This is a genomic window from Streptomyces sp. GL_141, assembly GCF_057834385.1.
Genome location: NZ_CM174402.1, coordinates 4,544,988 through 4,564,523 on the forward strand (window position 1 = coordinate 4,544,988; position 19,536 = coordinate 4,564,523).

The window sequence follows — 19,536 nt, forward strand, 5'->3', positions numbered from 1 at the left end:
TCCCGGCCCCCGGTCCGGGTCAGCTCTCCGTGCGGTACATCAGGTCCACCTCGTGCGTGGAGAAGCCGAGGCCCTCGTACACGGCCAGCGCCGCCGGGTTGTCGGCGTCCACGTAGAGCATCGCCGTGGGCAGGCCCGCCGCGGCCAGGTGGCGCAGGCCGATCGCGGTGAGGGCCTTGCCGAGGCCGCCGCCCTGTGCGCCGGGGCGCACCCCGAGGACGTAGACCTCGCCCAGCTGCTGCTCGGCGTGCACCTTCGTCCAGTGGAAGCCGATCAGTTCGCCGTCGCGCTCCGCGAGGAAGAAGCCCTTGGCGTCGAACCAGGGCTGCGCGATGCGGTCGTTCAGGTCCCGCTGCGTGAGCGAGCCCTGCTCGGGGTGGTGGGCGAAGGCCGCCGCGTTGACGGCCAGCCAGGCGGCGTCGTCGGAGCCGGGCACGAAGGCGCGTACGGTCACGCCCGCGGGCAGGACGGCCTCCGGCAGGGCGGGCGCGTCCGCGCCGAGCGGGCGGCGGAGCTGGCGCAGTTCGCGGAACAGGGTCAGGCCGAGCACCTGCGCGAGGTGGCGGGCCGCTGACTTGCCGCCGTGCGCCCACACCCGGATCCGCTTGCCGGAGGCGGCCAGCAGGGCGGTGCCCAGCGCCCGCCCGTGCCCGCGACCGCGCAGCGCGGGGTGGACGACGAGCTCGGCGGCGGGGGCCTCCACCGGGTCGGTGTCCTCCAGTTGCCCGTACGCGGTGAGCCGCCCCTCGGCGGTCAGCAGGAAGTGGCGGATCCCCTCCCGTGCTCCGCCGCGCAGCTGGAGGCGGCCCTGCTCGGACACGGCGGTGGTGCCGTCGGTGCGGGCCGCGTCCTCGATCAGGGCGAGAACGGCGTCGGCCTGTTCGTCCGTCAGTTCGTCGAGGGTCTGGATCTGCCGTCCCGGCTCCAGGACCACTGCTGCGTCGTCAGTCATGGAACCGAGCCTACGACCACGGTGGGGCCCGGCGGGGTGCGGCCCGTACGGGTGCCCGGCCGGCCGCGCGGACGGCCCCGCCGACGGCCCTTCGTCCCCTGCGTGTAACCAGCTCGATACCCGGTACCCCCTGTCGCGCTACGCGCGTTGACTCTAGGCTTCGGCAGACCTCCCAAGATGTATCGCTGTCCGCAAAGGGGACCAAATGTCAGCGACGCCACAACGGCACCGCCGAACCCGCCGGTTGGCCCTCACCGCTCTCGCCGTGGCCACGGCCGGCGGTGCGATGATCGCCGCCGCCCTTCCGGCCGGAGCCGCGAGTGGTGACGGGTACGGCCGTGACCACGGCCGCACCGTCGACGTACAGATGCTGTCGTTCAACGACCTCCACGGCACGCTGGAGCCCCCGCAGGGCTCCTCGGGCACGGTGACCGAGCGTCAGGCCGACGGCACCACCAAGGCCATACCCGCGGGCGGTGTCGAGTACCTCGCCACCGGCCTGCGCGAGGCCCGCAAGGGCCACAAGTACTCCGTCACGGCCGCGGCCGGTGACATGATCGGCGCCAGCCCGATGGTGTCGGGCCTCTTCCACGACGAGCCGGCCATCGAGGCGCTGGACGCCCTCGACCTGGACGTGAGCAGCGTCGGGAACCACGAGTTCGACGAGGGCAAGACCGAGCTGCGCCGCATGCAGTACGGCGGCTGCCACCCGGTCGAGGGCTGCTTCGAGTACGGCAAGGAGTTCGGCGGCGCCGACTTCAAGTACCTCGCCGCGAACGTGGTGGACGAGAAGACCAAGCGTCCGATGATGAACCCCACCTTCATCTGGAAGCAGGGGGACGTGAAGATCGGCTTCATCGGCGTCACTCTGGAGGGCACCCCCGACATCGTGACCGCCGACGGGGTCAAGGGCCTCACGTTCGGCGACGAGGTCGAGACGATCAACAAGTACGCCAACGAGCTGAACAAGCAGGGCGTGAAGTCGATCGTGGCCCTGATCCACGAGGGCGGGCTGCCCGCGAGCGGCGCGTACAACTACGACTGCAACGTGCCGGGCGCCGGCGCCGGCATCTCCGGGGCCATCGTCGACATCGCGAAGAACGTGTCGCCGAAGGTCGACGCCCTGGTCACCGGTCACACGCACCAGGCGTACGCGTGCAACATCCCCGACCCGGCGGGCAACCCGCGCACGGTCACTTCGGCCGCCTCCTACGGCCGGCTGTTCACGGACACCACGCTGAGGTACGACCGCGCGACCAAGGACATCGTCCGTACGCCGGTCGCCGCGCCGCTGGTGGTCCAGAAGGTCGTCAACCGGGACCAGCCCAAGGCCCCGGACCTGACCGAGCTCATCCAGCGCTGGAACGCGCTGGCCGCGCCGATCGCGAACCGTCCGATGGGCTACATCTCGGCCGACATCGCGGGCCGCGGCTCGGCGGAGTACGAGAAGCCGCTCGGTGACGTGATCGCCGACGCACAGCTGGAGGCCCTGGCCCCGGCGGCCAAGGGCGGCGCCCAGCTCGCCATCATGAACCCGGGCGGCATCCGCGCGGACCTGGCCTACAAGGCCGCCGGCGCCGAGGGCGACGGGGTGGTGACGTACGGGGAGTCGTACACGGTCCAGCCGTTCACCAACATGATGACGGTCGTCGACCTGACCGGAGCCCAGCTGATCACCGCGCTCCAGCAGCAGGTCAGCGGCCCGGTCAACGGGGTCAGCCCGAAGATCCTGCAGATCTCCAAGGGCTTCTCCTACACCCTGGACACCACGAAGGCGGGCGCGGACCGCATCGTCGTGGACTCGGTGAAGCTGAACGGCGAGGCCATCGACCCCGCCCGTACCTACCGGGTCGCGATGAACGAGTTCCTCGCGGGCGGCGGTGACGGCTTCGGCGTCCTGAAGGAGCACAAGAACAAGCTCGTCGGCGCGTCCGACCTGGACATCTTCAACGCCTACCTGACCGGGCACTCCTCGGCGGCCGCGCCGCTGGCCCCGCCGGTGGCGGACCGGATCACGGTCATCAAGTAGCACCTGCGCAGTACCTGCCTCTTGAGGGGCGGTGGGCCACCGGCCCGCCGCCCCTTCGGCGTTCCGAGGTGCGGGCGCCGGTTCTACAGCGCGGCCAGGAAGCCGCGTACGGCCTCCGCGAGGCCCTTCGGGTCCTGGAAGGGCACGAAGTGCTCGGTGTCGAGGCCGGCGTACGAGGTCCCCGGGCGCCGGGCGACCATCGCGTCGGCCAGTTCCCGGGGGAGCACCTCGCTGCGCAGTCCGTGGACGAGCAGCGCCGGGCAGCTGCTCGCGAGCCAGACGTCCCAGCGCGAGGCGTCGTCCCCGGCGAGGGTGGCCAGGGTGGCCGCGGGGTCGAACGGCAGCCGCCAGCCGGTGTCGTCCCGCAGTGGGCGCAGGAAGGGCCCGGTCCCCTCGGCGAGCGGGCCGAGGGCGGCGAGGAGTTCCTCGCGGGTGGGCGCGGTGTACGGGAGGTCGTGCAGGAAGTCCCAGAAGGACGGGCCGTCCTGGCGCGGGCTCTCCACCGGGGCGTCGACGTTGATCAGGGCGGACACCAGGTCGGGGCGGGTGGAGGCCAGGTGGTAGGCGTTGACCCCGCCGAGGGAGAAGCCGAGGACGGGCACGGGGCCGCCGGGGGCGAGGTGTTCCAGCAGGGCGGCGGCGTCGGCGGCGTAGCCCGCGCGGCTGTACTCGGAGGCGAGGTCGGAGTCGCCGTGCCCGCGCTGGTCGGGGGCGATGACCCGCCACTGCTCGCCGAGGTCGGTGGCGAGGGCGGTGAAGTGGGCGGCCTCGGAGAGCCCGCCGTGGAGGGCGAGCAGCGGGCGGCCGGGCCCGCCGAAGTCCAGGTAGGACAGGGTGCGGTCGTCGATCTTCAGCTCGTGGCGCATGGCGTTGCTCTCCCCGTGTGTGCTGATCGGGCGGGCTGGTCGGGCTGGTCGGGCGGGTTGGTCGGTGGGTTCTGGGATCAGGCTGCCAGGATTTAGGCAAGCGCGCAATACGTTTGTGTAGCGCGCTTGCCCAAAACGGGACGCGGATACGATCCGAGCATGGGAAATCGCGAGGACCTGCTGGCCGGAGCCCGGCGCTGCCTGGAGGAGAAGGGGTACCTCCGGACGACCGTGCGCGACATCGCCTCGGCCGCGCAGGTGAGCATGGCCGCGATCGGCTACCACTTCGGCACCCGCGAGGTGCTGCTCAACCAGGCGCTGTTCGCGGCCATGGACGAGTGGGCCGCGGGATCGGGCCGACTCGCCGGGCAGGGTGACACCACGCGGGAGCGCTACGCCGACACCTGGGACCGCAAGATCCGGGACTTCGGCGACATGCGCTGGCTCTGGATCGCCAACGTCGAGGCCTTCGTGCACGCGCAGTCCTCGCCCGAGCTGCTGGCCGTCCTGGCCGAGGGTCAGCGCCGCAACCGCCGCATGGTGGCCGCGCAGCTGCGCGGAGTCCCCGTCGAGGAGGTCGCGGAGGAGGACGTACGGAGCCTCGGGTCGGTGCACATCGCGCTGCTGACCGGGGTCATGGTGCAGTGCCTGACCGACCCGGAGCACGCGCCGGACGGCCGGTCCCTCGCCCAAGGGCTGCGCGCGATGGCGGAGTTGCTCGAAAGCTGATGCCTACCCGTGGGTAGTAATGCATGGCTCCGCACGCCATAATCCGGGCCACCACTGGGTCGGCAAAGGGGCGGGCATGGGCGTGGACACGGGCGTGGGCGCAGGCACGGGCGTAGGCACGGGCCTGGGCGCAGGAACGGACGCGGGCGCGGTTGCGGGCAGCACGGGTACGGGGCTGCGCCGGCGCAGCTTCCTGGCAGGGGCGGCGGCCCTGGGCGCCACCGGCGTTGTCGCCGGGCTCGGCGCGGCCCCGGCGACCGCCGCGGGACTCTCCACCCAGGACTGGATGAGCGGGCTCGGCGACTCCACCGCCCTCCAGCGGATGACCATCCCCGGCACCCACGACTCGGGCGCCACCCGGGGCGGGCTCTACGTCGCCTGCCAGAACACCTCCATCACCGACCAGCTCGGCTCCGGGATCCGCTTCCTCGACGTCCGCTGCCGGGTGACCGGGGGATCGTTCGCGATCCACCACGGCGCGTACTACCAGAACCTGATGTTCGGCGACGTCCTCGCCGCCTGCTGGAACTTCCTCGCCGCGCACCCCACCGAGACCGTGCTGATGCGGCTCAAGCAGGAGTACTCCGAGGAGAGCAACGCGACCTTCCGCGCCGTCTTCGACGACTACCTGAACAACCGGGGCTGGAGCCCGCTCTTCAAGATCGCGGACTCGCTGCCCACCCTCGGGCAGATCCGCGGCAAGGTTCTGCTGCTCCCCGACAACGGCGGCCTGCCCGGTGGCCTGCGCTACGGCGACGGCAACGTCTTCGACATCCAGGACGACTACATGGCCGAGCCCTTCGCCAAGCGGGGCAAGATCGAGAACCACTTCCGCAAGGCCGTCCAGCAGCCCGGCAGGTTCTTCATGAACTACACCAGCACGGCCGCGGCCCTGCCGCCCCGCTGGAACTCCGACCGCCTCAACCCGCAGGTGCACGCCTTCGTCGACGGCTCCGAACTGGCCGGCCGGACCGGGCTCGGGATCGTCCCGATGGACTTCCCCAACACCCGCTCCGGCCTGGTCGCCTCACTGATCCGGCACAACTGACGCCTGCGCGGGCGGCGGAGTCGGGGCGCCCGGGATGCTGAGGACCGCCTCGGTGCCCGGGCCTCCGTCCGCCGGGGCGCGCAGGGCGGCCGTGCCGCCCGCGCGCTGCACCGTACGGGCCACGATGGACAGGCCGAGGCCGCTGCCGGGCAGGGCCCGGGCGGACGGGGAGCGCCAGAAGCGCTCGAAGACGTGCGGGAGGTCGTCGGCCGGGATGCCGGGACCGCGGTCCCGTACGGTCAGCTCGCCCGCGCGCAGCGACACCGTGACCGTGCTGCCCGGGGGGCTGAACTTCACCGCGTTGTCCAGGACGTTGACCACCGCCCGCTCCAGGGCCGCCGCCTCGCCGCGTACGTACCAGGGCGCCAGGTCCGAGTCGAACTCCAGCTCCGGACCGCGCAGTCGGGCCCGGGACAGCGCCGTGCCCGCGATCTCGTGCAGGGCCACCACGCCGAGCGGTCCGGGGGTGGCCGCGTCCGGGCGGGACAGCTCCTGCAAGTCGCCGATCAGGGAGGCCAGTTCCGTCATCTGCGCCTTGACCGAGGCCAGCAGTTCCTTGCGGTCCTCCGGCGGGATGGCCCGGCCGGTCTCCTCGCTGCGCGCCAGCAGCTCGATGTTGGTGCGCAGCGAGGTGAGCGGGGTGCGCAGCTCGTGCCCGGCGTCCGCGATCAGCTGGGCCTGGCGTTCCTGGGAGGAGGCGAGCGCGGCCGTCATCGAGTTGAAGGACCGCGACAGGCGGGCGATCTCGTCGTCGCCCTCGTCGGGGATGCGGACGGTGAGGTCCTCGGTGCGGGCGATGTGCTCGACGGCGCCGGTCAGCTCGTCGACCGGGCGCAGCCCCGTACGGGCCACCCAGAGGCCGGCGACGCCGGCGCCGAGGATGCCGACGCCGGAGACGAAGACGAGCACCCAGGCCAGGGTGGACAGCGGCTTGTCGATGTCGGCGAGCGGCTTGGCGACCGAGATGGCGAAGAGGGGGGAGGTCTGGGAGAGCCTCGCGGGCTGGGTGTAGACGCGCATGTCCACGCCTTCGGCGGTCGTCACGTCGTGCAGGGTGCCGTTCTTCAGACCCGCGGCGATCTGCTTGTCGAGTTCGGTGACCGGCAGGTTCTGCGGACCGCTCACCCAGCAGTGCCTGCCCTCGGCCGTCACGATCTGCACGGACGCGTTGAGGCTGCCGGCGATCTGCTGGTCGGGCTGCGCATTCTGGTCGTTCTGGGCGGGGGCGTTCTCCGGGCACGGCCGGTTGCCCAGAATGAGCCTGCCCACCTGGTCGGACGCGTTCGTGGACATCAGGGACCGGTCGAGCTGGTCGCGCAGCTGGGTCCGCACCATCACCCAGGACACGGCGGCCACGGCCGCGACGGCCAGGGCCACCGCGACCGTCACGAGCAGGGCGAGCCGCGAGCGGAGCGGCAGCCCGCGGAATCTGGCGGCGGGGCTCACTCCGGACCGCCGGGGTGGTCGCCGGCCCCGGCCGCGCGCAGGACGTAGCCCACCCCTCGTACGGTGTGGACCAGGCGGGGCTCGCCCCCGGCCTCGGTCTTGCGGCGCAGGTACATCACGTACACGTCCAGGGAGTTGGAGCTGGGCTCGAAGTCGAAGCCCCATACGGTCTTGAGGATCTGCTCGCGGGTCAGGACCTGGCGCGGGTGCGCGAGGAACATCTCCAGCAGGGTGAACTCGGTACGGGTCAGCTCCACCGGGCGCCCGCCGCGGGTGACCTCGCGGGTGGCGAGGTCCATGCGCAGGTCGCCGAAGGTCAGCGCGTCCTCGACCTCGCCGTCCCCGGGGGAGGGGGCGGCGTAGGAGCTGCGGCGCAGCAGGGCGCGGACGCGGGCGAAGAGCTCGTCCAGCTCGAACGGCTTGACCAGGTAGTCGTCGGCGCCCGCGTCGAGGCCGGTGACGCGGTCGCCGACCGTGTCGCGGGCGGTCAGCATCAGGACGGGCGTGGTGCTGCCGGCGGCGCGCAGCCGGCGGGCGGCGGTCAGGCCGTCCATCCGCGGCATCTGGATGTCCAGGATGATCAGGTCGGGGTGGTACGAGTCCGCCTTGTCGAGGGCGTCGAGTCCGTCGACGGCGGTCTGCGTGCCGTACCCCTCGAAGGCCAGGCTGCGGCGCAGGGCTTCGCGTACGGCCGGCTCGTCGTCGACGACGAGGATGCGCTGCTGGTCGCCTTCGGCGCTCATACGGGGTCCCCCCAGGTGGTGGTCGGTCTCCTACCAGGCTCGCACGGGCGGGCCGGCAATTCGGGCTAGAAGGAGGTCCCGAAACCGTTCGCGGTGTTGCCGGTGTTGCCGGTGCTGTTGCCGCCACCGTTGCCCGCGCCGCCGGCGCCGCCCTTGCGGAGCGAGGGGAGGTCGGCCTTGATGGTGTTGACGGGGATGGCGAAGCCGAGGCCGACGCTGCCCGCGGAGCCGCTGCCGCTGGAGGGGGAGTAGATCGCGGAGGGCATGCCCACGATCTCGCCGTTCATGTTGACGAGGGCGCCGCCGGAGTTGCCCGGGTTGAGGGAGGCGTCCGTCTGGATGGCCTTGTACGAGGTGGTGTCCGTGCCGGTGTTCCCGTTGAACTGCTGGCCGCCGTAGGAGAAGGGGAAGCCGTCCTCGGGGGACTGCTGCTTCTGCTCCGACTTCGGGACGTTCACCTCGCGGTTGAGCGCGGAGACGATGCCGCTGGTGACCGTGCCGGTGAGGCGGTCGGGGGAGCCGATGGCGACGACCTCGTCGCCGACCTTGAGGTTGTCGGAGTTGCCGAGGTTCGCGGGCTTGAGGCCGCTCGCGCCCTCCAGCTTGATGAGGGCGAGGTCCTTGTCCGGGTCCGTGCCGACGATCTTCGCGCTGTACTTCTTGCCGTCGCTCATCGTCACCTGGATCTGGCTCGCGCCGTCGATCACGTGGTTGTTGGTGACGATCTCGCCGTCGGCGGTGATCACGATGCCGGAGCCGGTGCCCTGGCCGGAGCCGGTGCGGGTGTCGATGCGGACGACGGAGGGGCTGACGTTCTCGGCGACGCCGGAGACGGTGCCGTTGCTCGACTGGGAGATGGTGCTGCCGTTGACGCCGGTGCCGGTGCCGTTGGTCTTGTTCAGCATCTGCTGGACGGCGGCGGCCGTTCCGCCGCCGACGACGGCGGCCGCGAGGGCCACGGCGGCGAGGAGGGCGACCGGGCGCTTGGCGCGGGCGTGGCCCGGGCCCTGCGGGGCGGCGGCCGGGGCGGCCTCGCCCCAGGTGGCCCAGCCGCCGTTGCCGCTCCCGCCGTTCTCGACGCTCGCGCTGCTCTGGGGGACGGTCTCGCCCTGGATGACCGGGGGAGTGTGGGCCTCGTGCCAGCCGGGGGCCGGGGTGGCCGGGGCGTAGGAGGGCGGCGGCGGGTACGCGGCGTCCTGGGCGAGCCGGTCACGACCGCGCTGCCAGTCCTCGCCCCAGGGGGCGGGCTGCTGGGGGCGGTTTTCCTGGGGGTACTCGCCTTCGCGGCGGAGGTTCTCGGTCATGACTACGACTGTGTCCGCCGATGATGAGAGCTTCCTGAGTCCCCGCTGAGAAGCCCGACAGAACCGTGTATGCCCGATATAAGCCCGGGCTGGGCCCGGTGGGCCGGGTGGGCCGGGTGCGCGTGGGCGGGCCCTGCGGGGCGAAGTCCCCTACCCGCCCTTCGCCCGTTCCCTGGGGCTCCGCCCCAGACCCCGCTCCTCAAACGCCGGAGGGGCTGGGTGTGGCCGACGCCGGCGAAAATCCAGCCCCTCCGGCGTTTGAGGAGCGGGGGCCGGGGGCTGGCCCCCGGGAACGGTGCCGCGCGCGGGTACGGCGGGGAGCACGCTCCGGGGTGCCGGGTCAGACGCGCGGCCAGCGCCTAGCGGCAGCCGCAGGAGCGGCGGATGACCAGGGCCGACGGGAACTGCTTCAGGCGTTCGCGGCGGGAGCCCGCCACGCGCAGGCCGTCGTCCAGGACGAGGTCCACCGCCGCGCGGGCCATCGCCGGGCGGTCCGAGGCGACGGTGGTGAGCGGCGGGTCCGTGAGGGCCGCTTCCTTCACGTCGTCGAAGCCGGCGACCGCGAGCTGCTCGGGGACGTCGATGCGGAGCTCGCGCGCGGCCCGCAGCACGCCGATGGCCTGGTCGTCCGTGGCGCAGAAGATGGCCGTCGGCCGGTCGGGCTTGGCCAGGACCTCCAGGGCGACCTTGTACGCGTCGTAGCGGTTGTACGGGGCCTCGATGATCCGGCCCTCGGTCGAGCGGCCGGACTCCTGCATGGCCCGGCGCCAGCCCTCGACGTGGTCGGCCACCGGGTCGCCCACGGAGGGGGTGTTCTCGATGCCGCCGATGCAGGCGACGTACTCGTGCCCGTGCTCCAGGAGGTGCCGGGTGGCGAGCTGCGCGCCGCCGATGTCGTCCGTGACCACGGCGACGTCGTCGATGGCCTCGGGGCGCTCGTGGAGGAGGACCACGCGGGCGTCCCACGCCTCGATCTCGGAGGCGGCCTGCTCGCTCATGCCCTGGCTGACCAGGATCAGTCCGGAGACCCGCATTCCGAGGAAGGCCCGCAGATAGTGGACCTCGCGCTCGGTGCGGTAGTCGGAGTTGCCGACCAGCACCATCTTTCCGCGCTCGGCGGCGGCCTGCTCGACCGCGTGCGCCATCTCCGCGAAGAACGGCTGACGGGCATCGGGGACGATCATGCCTATGAGATCGGTGCGGCGCGAGGCCATCGCCTGGGCGACCCGGTCCGGGCGGTAGCCCAGGTCCTTGATCGCGGCGAGGACACGCTCGCGCGTGGCCGGGGCAACCGGCCTGGGTCCGTTGTTGATGACGTAGCTCACGACGGCGGTAGAAGTACCCGCAAGTCGTGCCACGTCATCCCGCGTCACCTTGGCCACGCGCGGAAGTCTACGCGGGGTGACCTACCTCTGGGCAGGGCGTCCGGAGGAGGTCATTCCCACAGCGTTCCCGCGCGCCCCCTAGTCCATCCGGGTGAGTGCCGCCGCGGCCCGCGCGGAGGCCTCGGCCGCCGCCTTCGTGGCCGCCTGCGCGGCCGCTTCCGCCGCCGCCCGTTCCACCTTCTCCGGGGTGACGAAGCGGTACCCGACGTTGCGGACGGTACCGATCAGCGACTCGTGCTCGGGCCCGAGTTTCGCGCGCAGGCGCCGTACGTGCACGTCGACGGTGCGGGTGCCGCCGAAGTAGTCGTAGCCCCACACCTCCTGGAGGAGCTGCGCACGGGTGAAGACCCGGCCCGGGTGCTGGGCGAGGTACTTGAGGAGCTCGAACTCCTTGAAGGTCAGGTCCAGGACCCGGCCCTTCAGCTTGGCCGAGTACGTCGCCTCGTCGACCGACAGGTCGCCGTTGCGGATCTCCATGGGGGAGTCGTCCGAGCCGAGCTGCTGGCGGCCGGTGGCGAGGCGCAGCCGCGCTTCGACCTCGGCCGGTCCCGCGGTGTCGAGGAGGACGTCGTCGATGCCCCAGTCGGCGGTGACGGCCGCGAGGCCGCCCTCGGTGACGACGAGGATCAGCGGACAGCCGGGTCCCGTGGAGCGGAGCAACTGGCACAGCGACCGCACCTGGGGCAGGTCGCGGCGGCCGTCGACGAGGATCACGTCGGCGCCCGGGGTGTCCACGAGGGCGGGGCCCTCGGCGGGAGCCACCCGGACGCTGTGGAGCAGCAGGCCGAGGGCCGGCAGGACCTCGGTCGAGGGCTGCAGGGCATTGGTCAGGAGCAGGAGTGAGCTCATGCCCGACCACCCGCCCGGGTCGAGCGGTGGTTCTGGTGGTGTGCGTGCGCAGGTGCGTGCGCCTGTACCTCTGCCCGCACCTGCACTTGCACGACGGTTCGCTGGTCCATCACGTCGGTTCCTCCTCGGTCCCGTCGAGGACTTTCGCGGCACTGCTTCGTACGACTTGCCTGGTGTCCGCCCGGTCCCCGCGCCCTGGGGGCCGGATGGATACCACTGTTCTCGGTCCGTTCAACGTGCTGAAAGCACAAAAGGACCCGGGGGCTACGTTGCCCGGATCCTCTCGCCAGCAGAATAGCCCACCCGCCCCGGCCGGGCCGAGGCTTCGGAGCCTTCCACTTCTGTGGTTCCCACCACCCCCGGGACCTGCATATGCGCCGGTTTCACCGGATCGGTGGACCCGGTGCGGGCCGCTCGGGCGCACGCGGGGCGCGTGGAGGCACGCCGGGATCGGGGGCGCGAGGGGTCATGATGGAGGCCGACGGCAGAGCGCCGACGAGAGGAGCGTGCAGTGGCAACCGGAACCATCCGCTACTGGGCGGCGGCGAAGGCCGCGGCCAAGACGGCGGAGGAGCCGTACTCGGCGCGGACACTGGCCGAGGCGCTCGACGCCGTGCGGGAACGCCACCCCGGGGAGCTGACCCGGGTCCTGCTGCGCTGCTCCTTCCTCGTGAACGAAGAGCCCGTGGGCAAGCGCCCGCACGATTCCGTCGAGCTGACCGAGGGGGGCACCGTCGAGGTGCTCCCGCCGTTCGCGGGCGGGTGAGCGGACCCCGATGACTACACCGAGCACGCCCGAGGAACAGCAGCGGCAGCAGCAGCTCCATCAGCAGCAGCTCCGGCAACAGCAGCCGCAGCAAGAGCAGCCCGATCCGTACGGGACCCAGACCTGGCAGTCTCCGACGTGGGACACCTCCTACCAGCCGGTCCAGGCCCCGCTGGACGGCGTACCGGCGCAGTACCCGGTCGCCCCGGAGGGCTGGTTCCGCGAGGAGCCGCAGGCCCAGGCCCAGGCGCCCGTCTCCGGTCAGGAGTGGGGGCAGCAGCAGGCGTACGCGGACCCCTACGCGGACCCCTACGCGGCGCCGGGCTACCCGCAGACCTCGGCCCCGGACCATTGGTTCCGCGACGAGGCGCAGGCCCCTCAGGCCTCGCAGGCCGAGCCGCAGCAGCAGTGGGGGGAGCCGGCGTACCCGGCTCCGGCCCCCGGTCAGGAGTGGGTCGCGGAGCAGGCCCCGTACCTCCCGCAGCAGGCCGCCGAGGCCCCGGGCGGGGCTCCCGCCGCGGATCCGGTGGCCGGCGGGGGCGCCGAGGAGGAGCCCGCCTGGTCGCCGCCCACCCTCGCCGGCAACACGCTGCGCGCCGTGGACCCGGCCCAGGCCCGCGCCGAAGGCCGCTCGCCGATCATCGATCCCGGTCCGCAGGCGGCCATACTGACGGCCGCCCTCGGGCTGGTCATCGCGGCCGCCGCGGCTCTGAGCGAGTTCGCGCTGCTCGCACCCCTGATCGCCCTCCAGGGCCTCACCGCGGCGGGCTGGTTCCGCCTCAACGGCATGTGGCCGGCCCGTCAGGGCATCGCCCTGGCCTTCGCCGGGGCGGTCGTCGCCGACGGGGCCGTGCTCGCGGTGGACGAGCCGTACGGCCCCGGCGCGATCATCGGCACCCTCGGCGCCTGGGTGCTGCTCACGCTGGTGCTCCAGCTGCGCAGCCACGCCGATCCGGACGAGCGGATGTACGGGCTGATGGCCTCGGTGGCCTCGGCCGCGCTGGCCATCGTCTGCGCCGGCTACCTCGCGGCCGACTCCGCCGCCGCGAGCGTGGGCGCCGCCGCCGTGGCGGTGGCCGTCTTCGCCCGGGCGCTCCCGCTGCCCACCGCGCCCTCGGTCGGCGTCTCGCTGGCCGCCGCGGCCGGTGCGGGCATCGCCGTGGGCGGGCTGACGTCCGTCGGCGCGGGCGGTGCGCTGATCGGCCTGGCGGCCGGGGCGTGCGCGCTGATCGGGCTGCGGGTGGCGGCGTACGACTACCCGTCGAAGTTCGTCCACATGACGGCCGGTGTCGCGCTGCCGCTGGCCGCGGCGGCCCCGGCGGTCTATCTGATCGGCCGGGTGGTGGGCTGAGGCCCCGGCCTCCCCCGGCTCCCCTGCCCGCTCTTCCCGACCGAACGCCCGCCCCGCTCACCCGGGGCGGGCGTTCGCGTTCGGTCGGACGGCCACCGCCCGGCCCGCACCCCCACCTGCGCCCCCACCCCCACCCGCACCCCCACCCGCGCCCGCGCCCCCACCGCGCCACGTCATCTCACAGCGCCCTCACGGCCGGACATGGTCCACTGGGCCGACGTACCAATCGTCTGGGGGGTGGGCACGTGCGTGTCCTGCGTGTCGTTGTGATGCTCGGAGTGGTCCTCGGCGGCCTGTTCGTCGGGCTGGACCGCTGGGCGGCCGGCTATGCCGAGGACCGGATGGCTGAGCGGATCCAGGCCCGGCAGGGCCTGTCGGGCGTGGAGGTGGGCATCCAGGGGTTCCCCTTCCTGACCCAGGCGCTCTCCCGCGACCTCGACCAGGTCGACCTGAAGGTGGCCGGCGTCGACGTGGCGACCGCGGACGGCCGTACGACGCACCTGTCCCGGCTGCGGGTCGCCTTCCGGGGAGTGGAGCTGAACGGCGACTACAGCGGCGGCACCGCCCGGTCCGCCAAGGGCTCGGCCCTGGTCTCGTACGCCGACCTGACCGCGGCCGCCCAGCCCGGGGTGACGGTCGCCTACGGCGGTGCGCCGGGCAAGCTGAAGGTCACCGCGAGCGTGGAGTTCCTCGGCCGGACGCTCAGCCGCAGCGTGGTGTCGACGGTCTCGCTGGTCGACGCGGGCGGCGGCAAGGGCGGGAAGACGGTCCGGGTCCGCGCCGACGAGGTGCCGGGTGAGGGCCTCCCCGGGATCGAGGCCGTGGTGCGCAAGAAGACCGACTTCGACCGGCGGATCGACGAGGGTCTGCCCTCGGGGGTCCAGCTGACGACGCTGACTTCGGACGAGGCCGGCCTGGAGCTCACTCTGGGCGGTACGAATCTGGCGTTGGCCGGATAGTGAGACGAGAGGGTCCGATCCGCAGATGGGAGGGCCTTACGGGGCCCCGGGCGCCCCGTACCGGAAGATCGGCAAGGGCTCTGATCTCACTATGCGGACGATCCTGTCTCGAAATATGACACGGCGGTGACAGGGCGGCCGATTCGTCCCTACGATCCATGGCTATGAAGCATCAGCAGGCGGATCTCACGAAGCGACGGGCAGTAGACCTGTGTCGCGTCGCCGCCATGCTCTGTCGATCCATGTGACGTGTGAGCGCATCCCGCTCCATAGCCGGACGACGGCCTTCCGCTTTCCCGTGTGACCACCTCTGCCTCCCGCCCTCCTGAAGCCTCCCCGCAACAGGATGCGCGAGCGCACCCGGACGCACGCACCCCGCACCACCAGCACCACCCCGCCGCACACTGCCCCGGAGGAGAACATCATGAGCCGCAGCGACGTCCTCGTAGACGCCGACTGGGTCGAGGCCCACCTGAACGACGCGAACGTCGTCATCGTCGAGGTGGACGAGGACACGTCCGCGTACGACAAGAACCACATCACCAACGCCGTCCGGATCGACTGGAAGAGCGACCTCCAGGACCCGGTCCGCCGCGACTTCGTGGACCAGGAGGGCTTCGAGAAGCTCCTCTCCGCCAAGGGCATCTCCAACGACGACACCGTCGTCCTCTACGGCGGCAACAACAACTGGTTCGCGTCCTACGCCTACTGGTACTTCAAGCTCTACGGCCACCAGGACGTCCGCCTGCTCGACGGCGGCCGCAAGAAGTGGGAGCTCGACTCCCGCGACCTGGTCGACGGCACCGAGGTCCCCAACCGCCCGGCCACCGAGTACAAGGCCAAGGCCCAGGACACCTCGATCCGCGCCTTCCGTGACGACGCGGTCGCCGCGATCGGCACCAAGAACCTGGTCGACGTCCGCTCGCCCGACGAGTTCTCGGGCAAGCTGCTCGCGCCGGCGCACCTCCCGCAGGAGCAGTCGCAGCGTCCGGGTCACATCCCGAGCGCCCGCAACATCCCGTGGTCGAAGAACGCCAACGACGACGGCACGTTCAAGTCCGACGAGGAGCTCACCGCCCTCTACCAGGCCGAGCAGGTCGACCTGGCGAAGGACACCATCGCCTACTGCCGCATCGGTGAGCGCTCCGCGCTCACCTGGTTCGTGCTGCACGAGCTCCTGGGCCAGGAGAACGTCAAGAACTACGACGGCTCGTGGACCGAGTACGGCTCGCTGGTCGGCGTGCCGATCGAGCTCGGCGCCAACAAGTAGCTCCGGATACCCGGCGTTCCGGGCAGACGAGCATTCCGGGCATGCGACGCCCGTAGTCATACCTCTCTAGGACAGGACAGAGAACATGTGTGGAGCAAAGATCGGCGGGCCCGACCTCTCGACGCTGAAGCCCGGTGAGACGGCCATCCAGGGCCAGGTCACCAAGGACGGCGAGCCCATCAGCGGTTACGTCCGCCTGCTGGACTCGACCGGTGAGTTCACCGCCGAGGTCCCGACCTCGGCCACCGGCCAGTTCCGCTTCTACGCGGCCGAGGGCTCCTGGACGCTGCGCGCACTCGTGCCCGGCGCCCAGGCGGACCGCGCCGTGGTCGTCGTCGAGTCCGGCGGCGTCACGGACGTGGCGATCGCGGTCTGAGCACCGCACCTGTGTGACCGTATGACCGGCCGAAGGGCCGCACCCCCGGGGGTTGGACGCCATCGGATCGGGGTGCGGCCCTTCGTGTCGTTCCGGGGCTCCCCGGGAGCGCGGGGCGGTCCTACCCTGGAGGCATGTACGCCAGGCGCCGGCGCGCCTACTTCCTGCTCATGGGCGGATGCCTGTTCCTCTTCGTCTCCGCCTGGTCCTTCGTGCGCCTGTGGTCCGTCGAGGCGGCCGTGGCGCTGTGCGTGGTCGCCATGGTCATCCCCCCGGTCGCCGCGATGGTCGCGAACCGGCGCGGACCCGACGACCGCTGGTGGGACGACCCCTCGGGTGACGCGAAGTCCGACGAGTGGTGGGACGAACTGGACGGAAAGCGGCGTCACGAGGACTGAAACCAGTCGAGATAAAAATGTAATAAGGGTGACCACAACATCTCCCCACGGCAGGGTGTCTTGTGTGTACGCGGGCAATCGATCCGCGACTCCAGTCCTGTGGGGGGACTCCTTTGGAACACGAACAGACCATCCCTGAGCAGCGGAAAGAGGGGGAGAGTGCCCCGGAACCGGGCACTCCGGACGCGACCGCGCCCGCGGTTGCGAACGCAGCTCCGACCACCCCCCGCCGCCGCGGCCGTACCCTCCTCCTGATCGCCGGCGCCGTCGTCCTCGGCGTCCTGGCGGGCACGGTCACCGGCTACGCGATCCAGTACGACCGCGAACCCACCCCGCTGGCCCCGCTGGCGCAGGCGATGGGCGAGGCCCCGAAGCCGGTGGCGCCGAACGACTCGACCACGCTGCGCTCCATCAACGCCAACCGCTGGGTCAAGACCGACGACGACCTGACGAAGCTTCTGATGGACGCCCCCGAGGGCGCGAAGCTCGACGGGGCCGGCGCGGAGTCCCCGGACGAGTTCGCCGCGGACTACTACGAGCACCCCAACCGGGGCCTCGGGTACCAGATCGGCCAGGACGTACGCCGGATCGCCGGCCGGACGTGGTCCGAGAAGGACCGCGAGTTCTTCGTGGTCCGGCTGCTGCAGTACCGCGACCGCTCGGGAGCGGACGGGTACCAGAACGACCACACCTTCCTGCGCGAGGAGAGGTACGCGGGCAACGGGGGCAAGAACGTTCCCGGGATCCCGGCGCCCTTCGCCCACATGTGGATCGACTCGAAGAGCCGGCAAGAGCCCGGCTACCACCCGACGCGGTCCGCGAGGGTCATCGCCCGCCGAGGCGACATCGTCATGGAAATCGAATACGTGAACAACCGCGGCACGGTCGACGAGGGTCACCTCGTCGAGGTGACCAAGCGACAGTGGGAGCGGCTGTGAGCGAGCAGCAGCACACCGAGGAGAACGAGCGGCCCGTGAACACCGAGCAGCCCGTGAGCCCTGACCAGTCCGTGAGCCCTGAGCAGCCCGTGAGCGCGGAGCAGTCCCCGAGCCCCGAGCAGCTGGAAGCCCCCGCGGCGGTGGTCGCCCCGGCTTCCCCGCGGAAGCCCGGCCGCAAGGCGGTGGCGCTGATCGCGGGCGGGCTGGGCCTCGCCGTCCTCGCGGGCGGCGGGTTCTGGGCGTCGGGGCGCATGGACCAGGCGGACCGCAGCGCGCCGACGCGCTACTGGGTGCCGGAGGGCCCGAAGCCCACGGCGTCGGCCCCGGCGCTGGCGACCGTTCCGGTCAACGATCTGACGGCCAAGCTCCTGCCGCTCCCCGACGGGTACGAGCCCGGCCCCGACATCCACCTGGAGGGGAACGACTTCTACGTCTCCGGGGAGCGTGCGCTCCAGACCTTCAAGGACGCGAAGACCGGCCTCTCCGGTGACCACCGCGCCGCTCGGGACAAGATGCTGGCCGACCTGAAGCTCAAGGGGCTGGCCGGGCGCAGCTACACCAACAACAAGAGGGGATGGGTCGCCGAGGTCCACCTCACGCAGGCCGACGCGAAGGCCCTCGCCGGCTTCTCCGAGTTCGGGAAGAAGCTCCTGGAGCTGACCGGCGACGAAGGCGAGGCGCCCAAGGTGGACGGCTTCCCCGACGCCAAGTGCGCGCAGCAGACGCTCGGCAAGGAGAAGGTCAAGGACGAGGACAAGATCGAAACCGTCGAGTGCGTGTCCCTCGAAGGCGACGTCCTCGTGAGCTTCCGGATGTACGGGGCCAAGCCGTTCTCGGCCAAGGACGCCACCGCTCTCTTCAAGAACCAGTTGAACCACCTGAAGTCCCCCGGGGAGTCCGTGTGAGCGAGCAGACCAGCACCGCAGCCCCCGACGCGGAGGCGGTCCAGGACGTGGTGCCCGGGCAGCCGACGGCCCCGGCCGACCCCTCCCCGGCCGCCGCCGCCCTGGCCGACCCCTCCCCGGCCGACCCCTTCGCGGTGCCGGCGGAACCGGTGCCCGCCGGGCCCAAGGACCGCCGCAAGCTCTTCGCCGCGCTGCGCTGGACCGCAGCCGTACTGGCCTTCGCGGCCGTCGGCACGGGAGTCGCGTACGGGATCACCCAGCCCGAGCGCACCGACATCCCCGGCCTCTCCACGAAGTCCGACGGCCGCCTCGTCTACCCGCCGCTCGCCTACCCGACGCTGCCGGCCGGCGCGCCCCTGCCCGGCGCCGCCGACAACCGGCTCGGCACCCACTACGCGACGCTCGGGAGCCTGCTCCTGCCCGCTCCCGAGACGGCCGTGCCCGAGGCGGGGTTCAAGGCGGACAAGGACGGGCTGCTCCCCCTCGACGCCTACCTGGAGGAGTACCTCGCCGAGGACCGGGCGAGGCTGAAGGAGACCCTCGAACACGAGGGGCTGCGCCAGGTGGCGGGCCGTGCGTGGACGACTCCGGACGGCACGCGCACGCACGTCTACCTGCTGCGTTTCCATGCCCCCGGCTTCGTGGACGCCTTCCAGGGCTGCACCATCAACACGCGGCTGGTCGGTGCCGTGGCCATCGGGGCCGACGAGGAGTGGCGCGACGTCAAGAACGCGCAGAAGAACGAGCTGGCCGGAGCCGCGAACGACGGCACCCCCGACTGGCGCAGCGCGGCCGACGTCAGCCTGTACCAGGAGGCCGAACCCGCGGGCGACGAGGAGAGCAGGCTCGGGTGCGTCCAGTCGGGCGACGTCCAGGCCGTGATCATCCAGACCCGCAAGGGCGCGGTGCCCACGGTCCCGCTGCACCAAGCGGTGATCCTCCAGTACCAGCTGCTCCGCTAGGACCCGGGCCCCTCGTACGGGCCACCTCACAGAGTGCCCCGGTCCCCAGGCCAGTAGGCTTGGGGACCGGCCCCGTAACGCCACCCTTAACACTCCGAGGAGCACCCCGTGCTTGAGGCAGTCTTCACCTCCCTGCTGGTCCTGGTCTGCGTCGGCGTCCTCGCCTTCTCCGGACTGGCCGTGAAGAAGCTGTACCAGGGCCAGCGCTGATCCCCCCGGATCAGCCGCCGACCGCCCCGGATACCGGAACCCCTCCCACA

20 protein-coding genes are annotated in these 19,536 nt (G+C 71.9%); 13 read left to right on the plus strand and 7 right to left on the minus strand.

What is annotated here, in order from left to right:
• Nucleotides 1–19 precede the first annotated feature (19 nt).
• Nucleotides 20–952 carry a mycothiol synthase gene (gene mshD, locus AC3IX6_RS19915; protein WP_489363221.1) on the minus strand — a complete coding sequence of 311 codons (933 nt, stop codon included), beginning with the start codon at nt 950–952 and terminating at the stop codon, nt 20–22.
• A gap of 205 nt (nt 953–1,157) precedes the next feature.
• Between mshD and AC3IX6_RS19920 the strand changes: the two genes are divergently transcribed.
• Complete coding sequence (locus tag AC3IX6_RS19920) at nt 1,158–2,981, plus strand: bifunctional metallophosphatase/5'-nucleotidase (protein ID WP_489363223.1); 1,824 nt, start codon at nt 1,158–1,160, stop codon at nt 2,979–2,981.
• Between the two features lie 83 nt (nt 2,982–3,064).
• Here the strand turns inward: AC3IX6_RS19920 and AC3IX6_RS19925 are convergent, their stop codons facing one another.
• Nucleotides 3,065–3,847, minus strand: a complete 783-nt coding sequence (locus tag AC3IX6_RS19925) for an alpha/beta fold hydrolase (protein WP_489363225.1) — start codon at nt 3,845–3,847, stop codon at nt 3,065–3,067.
• Between the two features lie 159 nt (nt 3,848–4,006).
• Between AC3IX6_RS19925 and AC3IX6_RS19930 the strand changes: the two genes are divergently transcribed.
• Together AC3IX6_RS19930 and AC3IX6_RS19935 are read left to right on the plus strand one after the other, a co-directional pair.
• Complete coding sequence (locus AC3IX6_RS19930) at nt 4,007–4,576, plus strand: TetR/AcrR family transcriptional regulator (protein WP_489363226.1); 570 nt, start codon at nt 4,007–4,009, stop codon at nt 4,574–4,576.
• A 76-nt stretch (nt 4,577–4,652) separates the two neighbouring features.
• Nucleotides 4,653–5,624: a phosphatidylinositol-specific phospholipase C gene (locus tag AC3IX6_RS19935; protein ID WP_489363228.1), complete on the plus strand. Its 972-nt coding sequence runs from the start codon at nt 4,653–4,655 to the stop codon at nt 5,622–5,624.
• Here the strand turns inward: AC3IX6_RS19935 and AC3IX6_RS19940 are convergent.
• From AC3IX6_RS19940 to AC3IX6_RS19960, 5 genes are all read right to left on the minus strand, one after another.
• On the minus strand, nt 5,604–7,070 hold the full coding sequence (locus AC3IX6_RS19940; protein ID WP_489363230.1) for a sensor histidine kinase: 1,467 nt from the start codon (nt 7,068–7,070) through the stop codon (nt 5,604–5,606). The genes AC3IX6_RS19935 and AC3IX6_RS19940 overlap by 21 nt on opposite strands.
• Nucleotides 7,067–7,813 (minus strand): response regulator transcription factor, encoded by a 747-nt coding sequence (locus AC3IX6_RS19945; protein WP_489363232.1) that lies wholly within the window; start codon nt 7,811–7,813, stop codon nt 7,067–7,069. The genes AC3IX6_RS19940 and AC3IX6_RS19945 overlap by 4 nt, the downstream gene beginning before the upstream one ends.
• Before the next feature lie 65 nt (nt 7,814–7,878).
• Nucleotides 7,879–9,117: a S1C family serine protease gene (locus AC3IX6_RS19950; protein WP_489363234.1), complete on the minus strand. Its 1,239-nt coding sequence runs from the start codon at nt 9,115–9,117 to the stop codon at nt 7,879–7,881.
• A gap of 359 nt (nt 9,118–9,476) precedes the next feature.
• Nucleotides 9,477–10,499 carry a LacI family DNA-binding transcriptional regulator gene (locus AC3IX6_RS19955; RefSeq protein ID WP_489363236.1) on the minus strand — a complete coding sequence of 341 codons (1,023 nt, stop codon included), beginning with the start codon at nt 10,497–10,499 and terminating at the stop codon, nt 9,477–9,479.
• An 81-nt stretch (nt 10,500–10,580) separates the two neighbouring features.
• Nucleotides 10,581–11,351 carry a response regulator transcription factor gene (locus AC3IX6_RS19960; RefSeq protein ID WP_243339450.1) on the minus strand — a complete coding sequence of 257 codons (771 nt, stop codon included), beginning with the start codon at nt 11,349–11,351 and terminating at the stop codon, nt 10,581–10,583.
• Nucleotides 11,352–11,862: 511 nt separating this feature from the next.
• On the opposite strand from AC3IX6_RS19960, the gene AC3IX6_RS19965 reads away from it, so the two are divergent.
• The 10 genes from AC3IX6_RS19965 to AC3IX6_RS20010 all read left to right on the plus strand — a co-directional run bounded on the left by AC3IX6_RS19965 (nt 11,863) and on the right by AC3IX6_RS20010 (nt 19,276).
• On the plus strand, nt 11,863–12,117 hold the full coding sequence (locus tag AC3IX6_RS19965) for a MoaD/ThiS family protein (protein ID WP_112449116.1): 255 nt from the start codon (nt 11,863–11,865) through the stop codon (nt 12,115–12,117).
• 10 nt (nt 12,118–12,127) lie between these two features.
• On the plus strand, nt 12,128–13,468 hold the full coding sequence (locus AC3IX6_RS19970; protein WP_489363238.1) for a hypothetical protein: 1,341 nt from the start codon (nt 12,128–12,130) through the stop codon (nt 13,466–13,468).
• A 245-nt stretch (nt 13,469–13,713) separates the two neighbouring features.
• Nucleotides 13,714–14,427, plus strand: coding sequence for an LmeA family phospholipid-binding protein (locus AC3IX6_RS19975; RefSeq protein WP_489363240.1), 714 nt, complete (start codon nt 13,714–13,716; stop codon nt 14,425–14,427).
• Nucleotides 14,428–14,591: 164 nt separating this feature from the next.
• The gene (locus AC3IX6_RS19980; protein WP_350206375.1) at nt 14,592–14,675 is read left to right on the plus strand and encodes a putative leader peptide; all 84 of its coding nucleotides are present in this window, start codon (nt 14,592–14,594) and stop codon (nt 14,673–14,675) included.
• Nucleotides 14,676–14,851: 176 nt separating this feature from the next.
• Entirely contained in the window at nt 14,852–15,697 is an 846-nt protein-coding gene (locus tag AC3IX6_RS19985; RefSeq protein WP_250744600.1) for a sulfurtransferase, read from the plus strand.
• 85 nt (nt 15,698–15,782) lie between these two features.
• Complete coding sequence (locus AC3IX6_RS19990; protein WP_243339454.1) at nt 15,783–16,073, plus strand: DUF1416 domain-containing protein; 291 nt, start codon at nt 15,783–15,785, stop codon at nt 16,071–16,073.
• A gap of 134 nt (nt 16,074–16,207) precedes the next feature.
• A complete protein-coding gene (locus tag AC3IX6_RS19995; RefSeq protein ID WP_250744599.1) occupies nt 16,208–16,471 on the plus strand; it encodes a DUF3099 domain-containing protein in 264 nt (87 codons plus the stop codon).
• Nucleotides 16,472–16,584: 113 nt separating this feature from the next.
• Nucleotides 16,585–17,409 carry a hypothetical protein gene (locus AC3IX6_RS20000; RefSeq protein ID WP_489363242.1) on the plus strand — a complete coding sequence of 275 codons (825 nt, stop codon included), beginning with the start codon at nt 16,585–16,587 and terminating at the stop codon, nt 17,407–17,409.
• Nucleotides 17,406–18,314, plus strand: a complete 909-nt coding sequence (locus AC3IX6_RS20005) for a hypothetical protein (RefSeq protein WP_489363244.1) — start codon at nt 17,406–17,408, stop codon at nt 18,312–18,314. The genes AC3IX6_RS20000 and AC3IX6_RS20005 overlap by 4 nt, the downstream gene beginning before the upstream one ends.
• The gene (locus AC3IX6_RS20010) at nt 18,311–19,276 is read left to right on the plus strand and encodes a hypothetical protein (RefSeq protein WP_489363246.1); all 966 of its coding nucleotides are present in this window, start codon (nt 18,311–18,313) and stop codon (nt 19,274–19,276) included. Before AC3IX6_RS20005 ends, AC3IX6_RS20010 begins: the two co-directional genes overlap by 4 nt.
• Nucleotides 19,277–19,536: the final 260 nt, after the last annotated feature.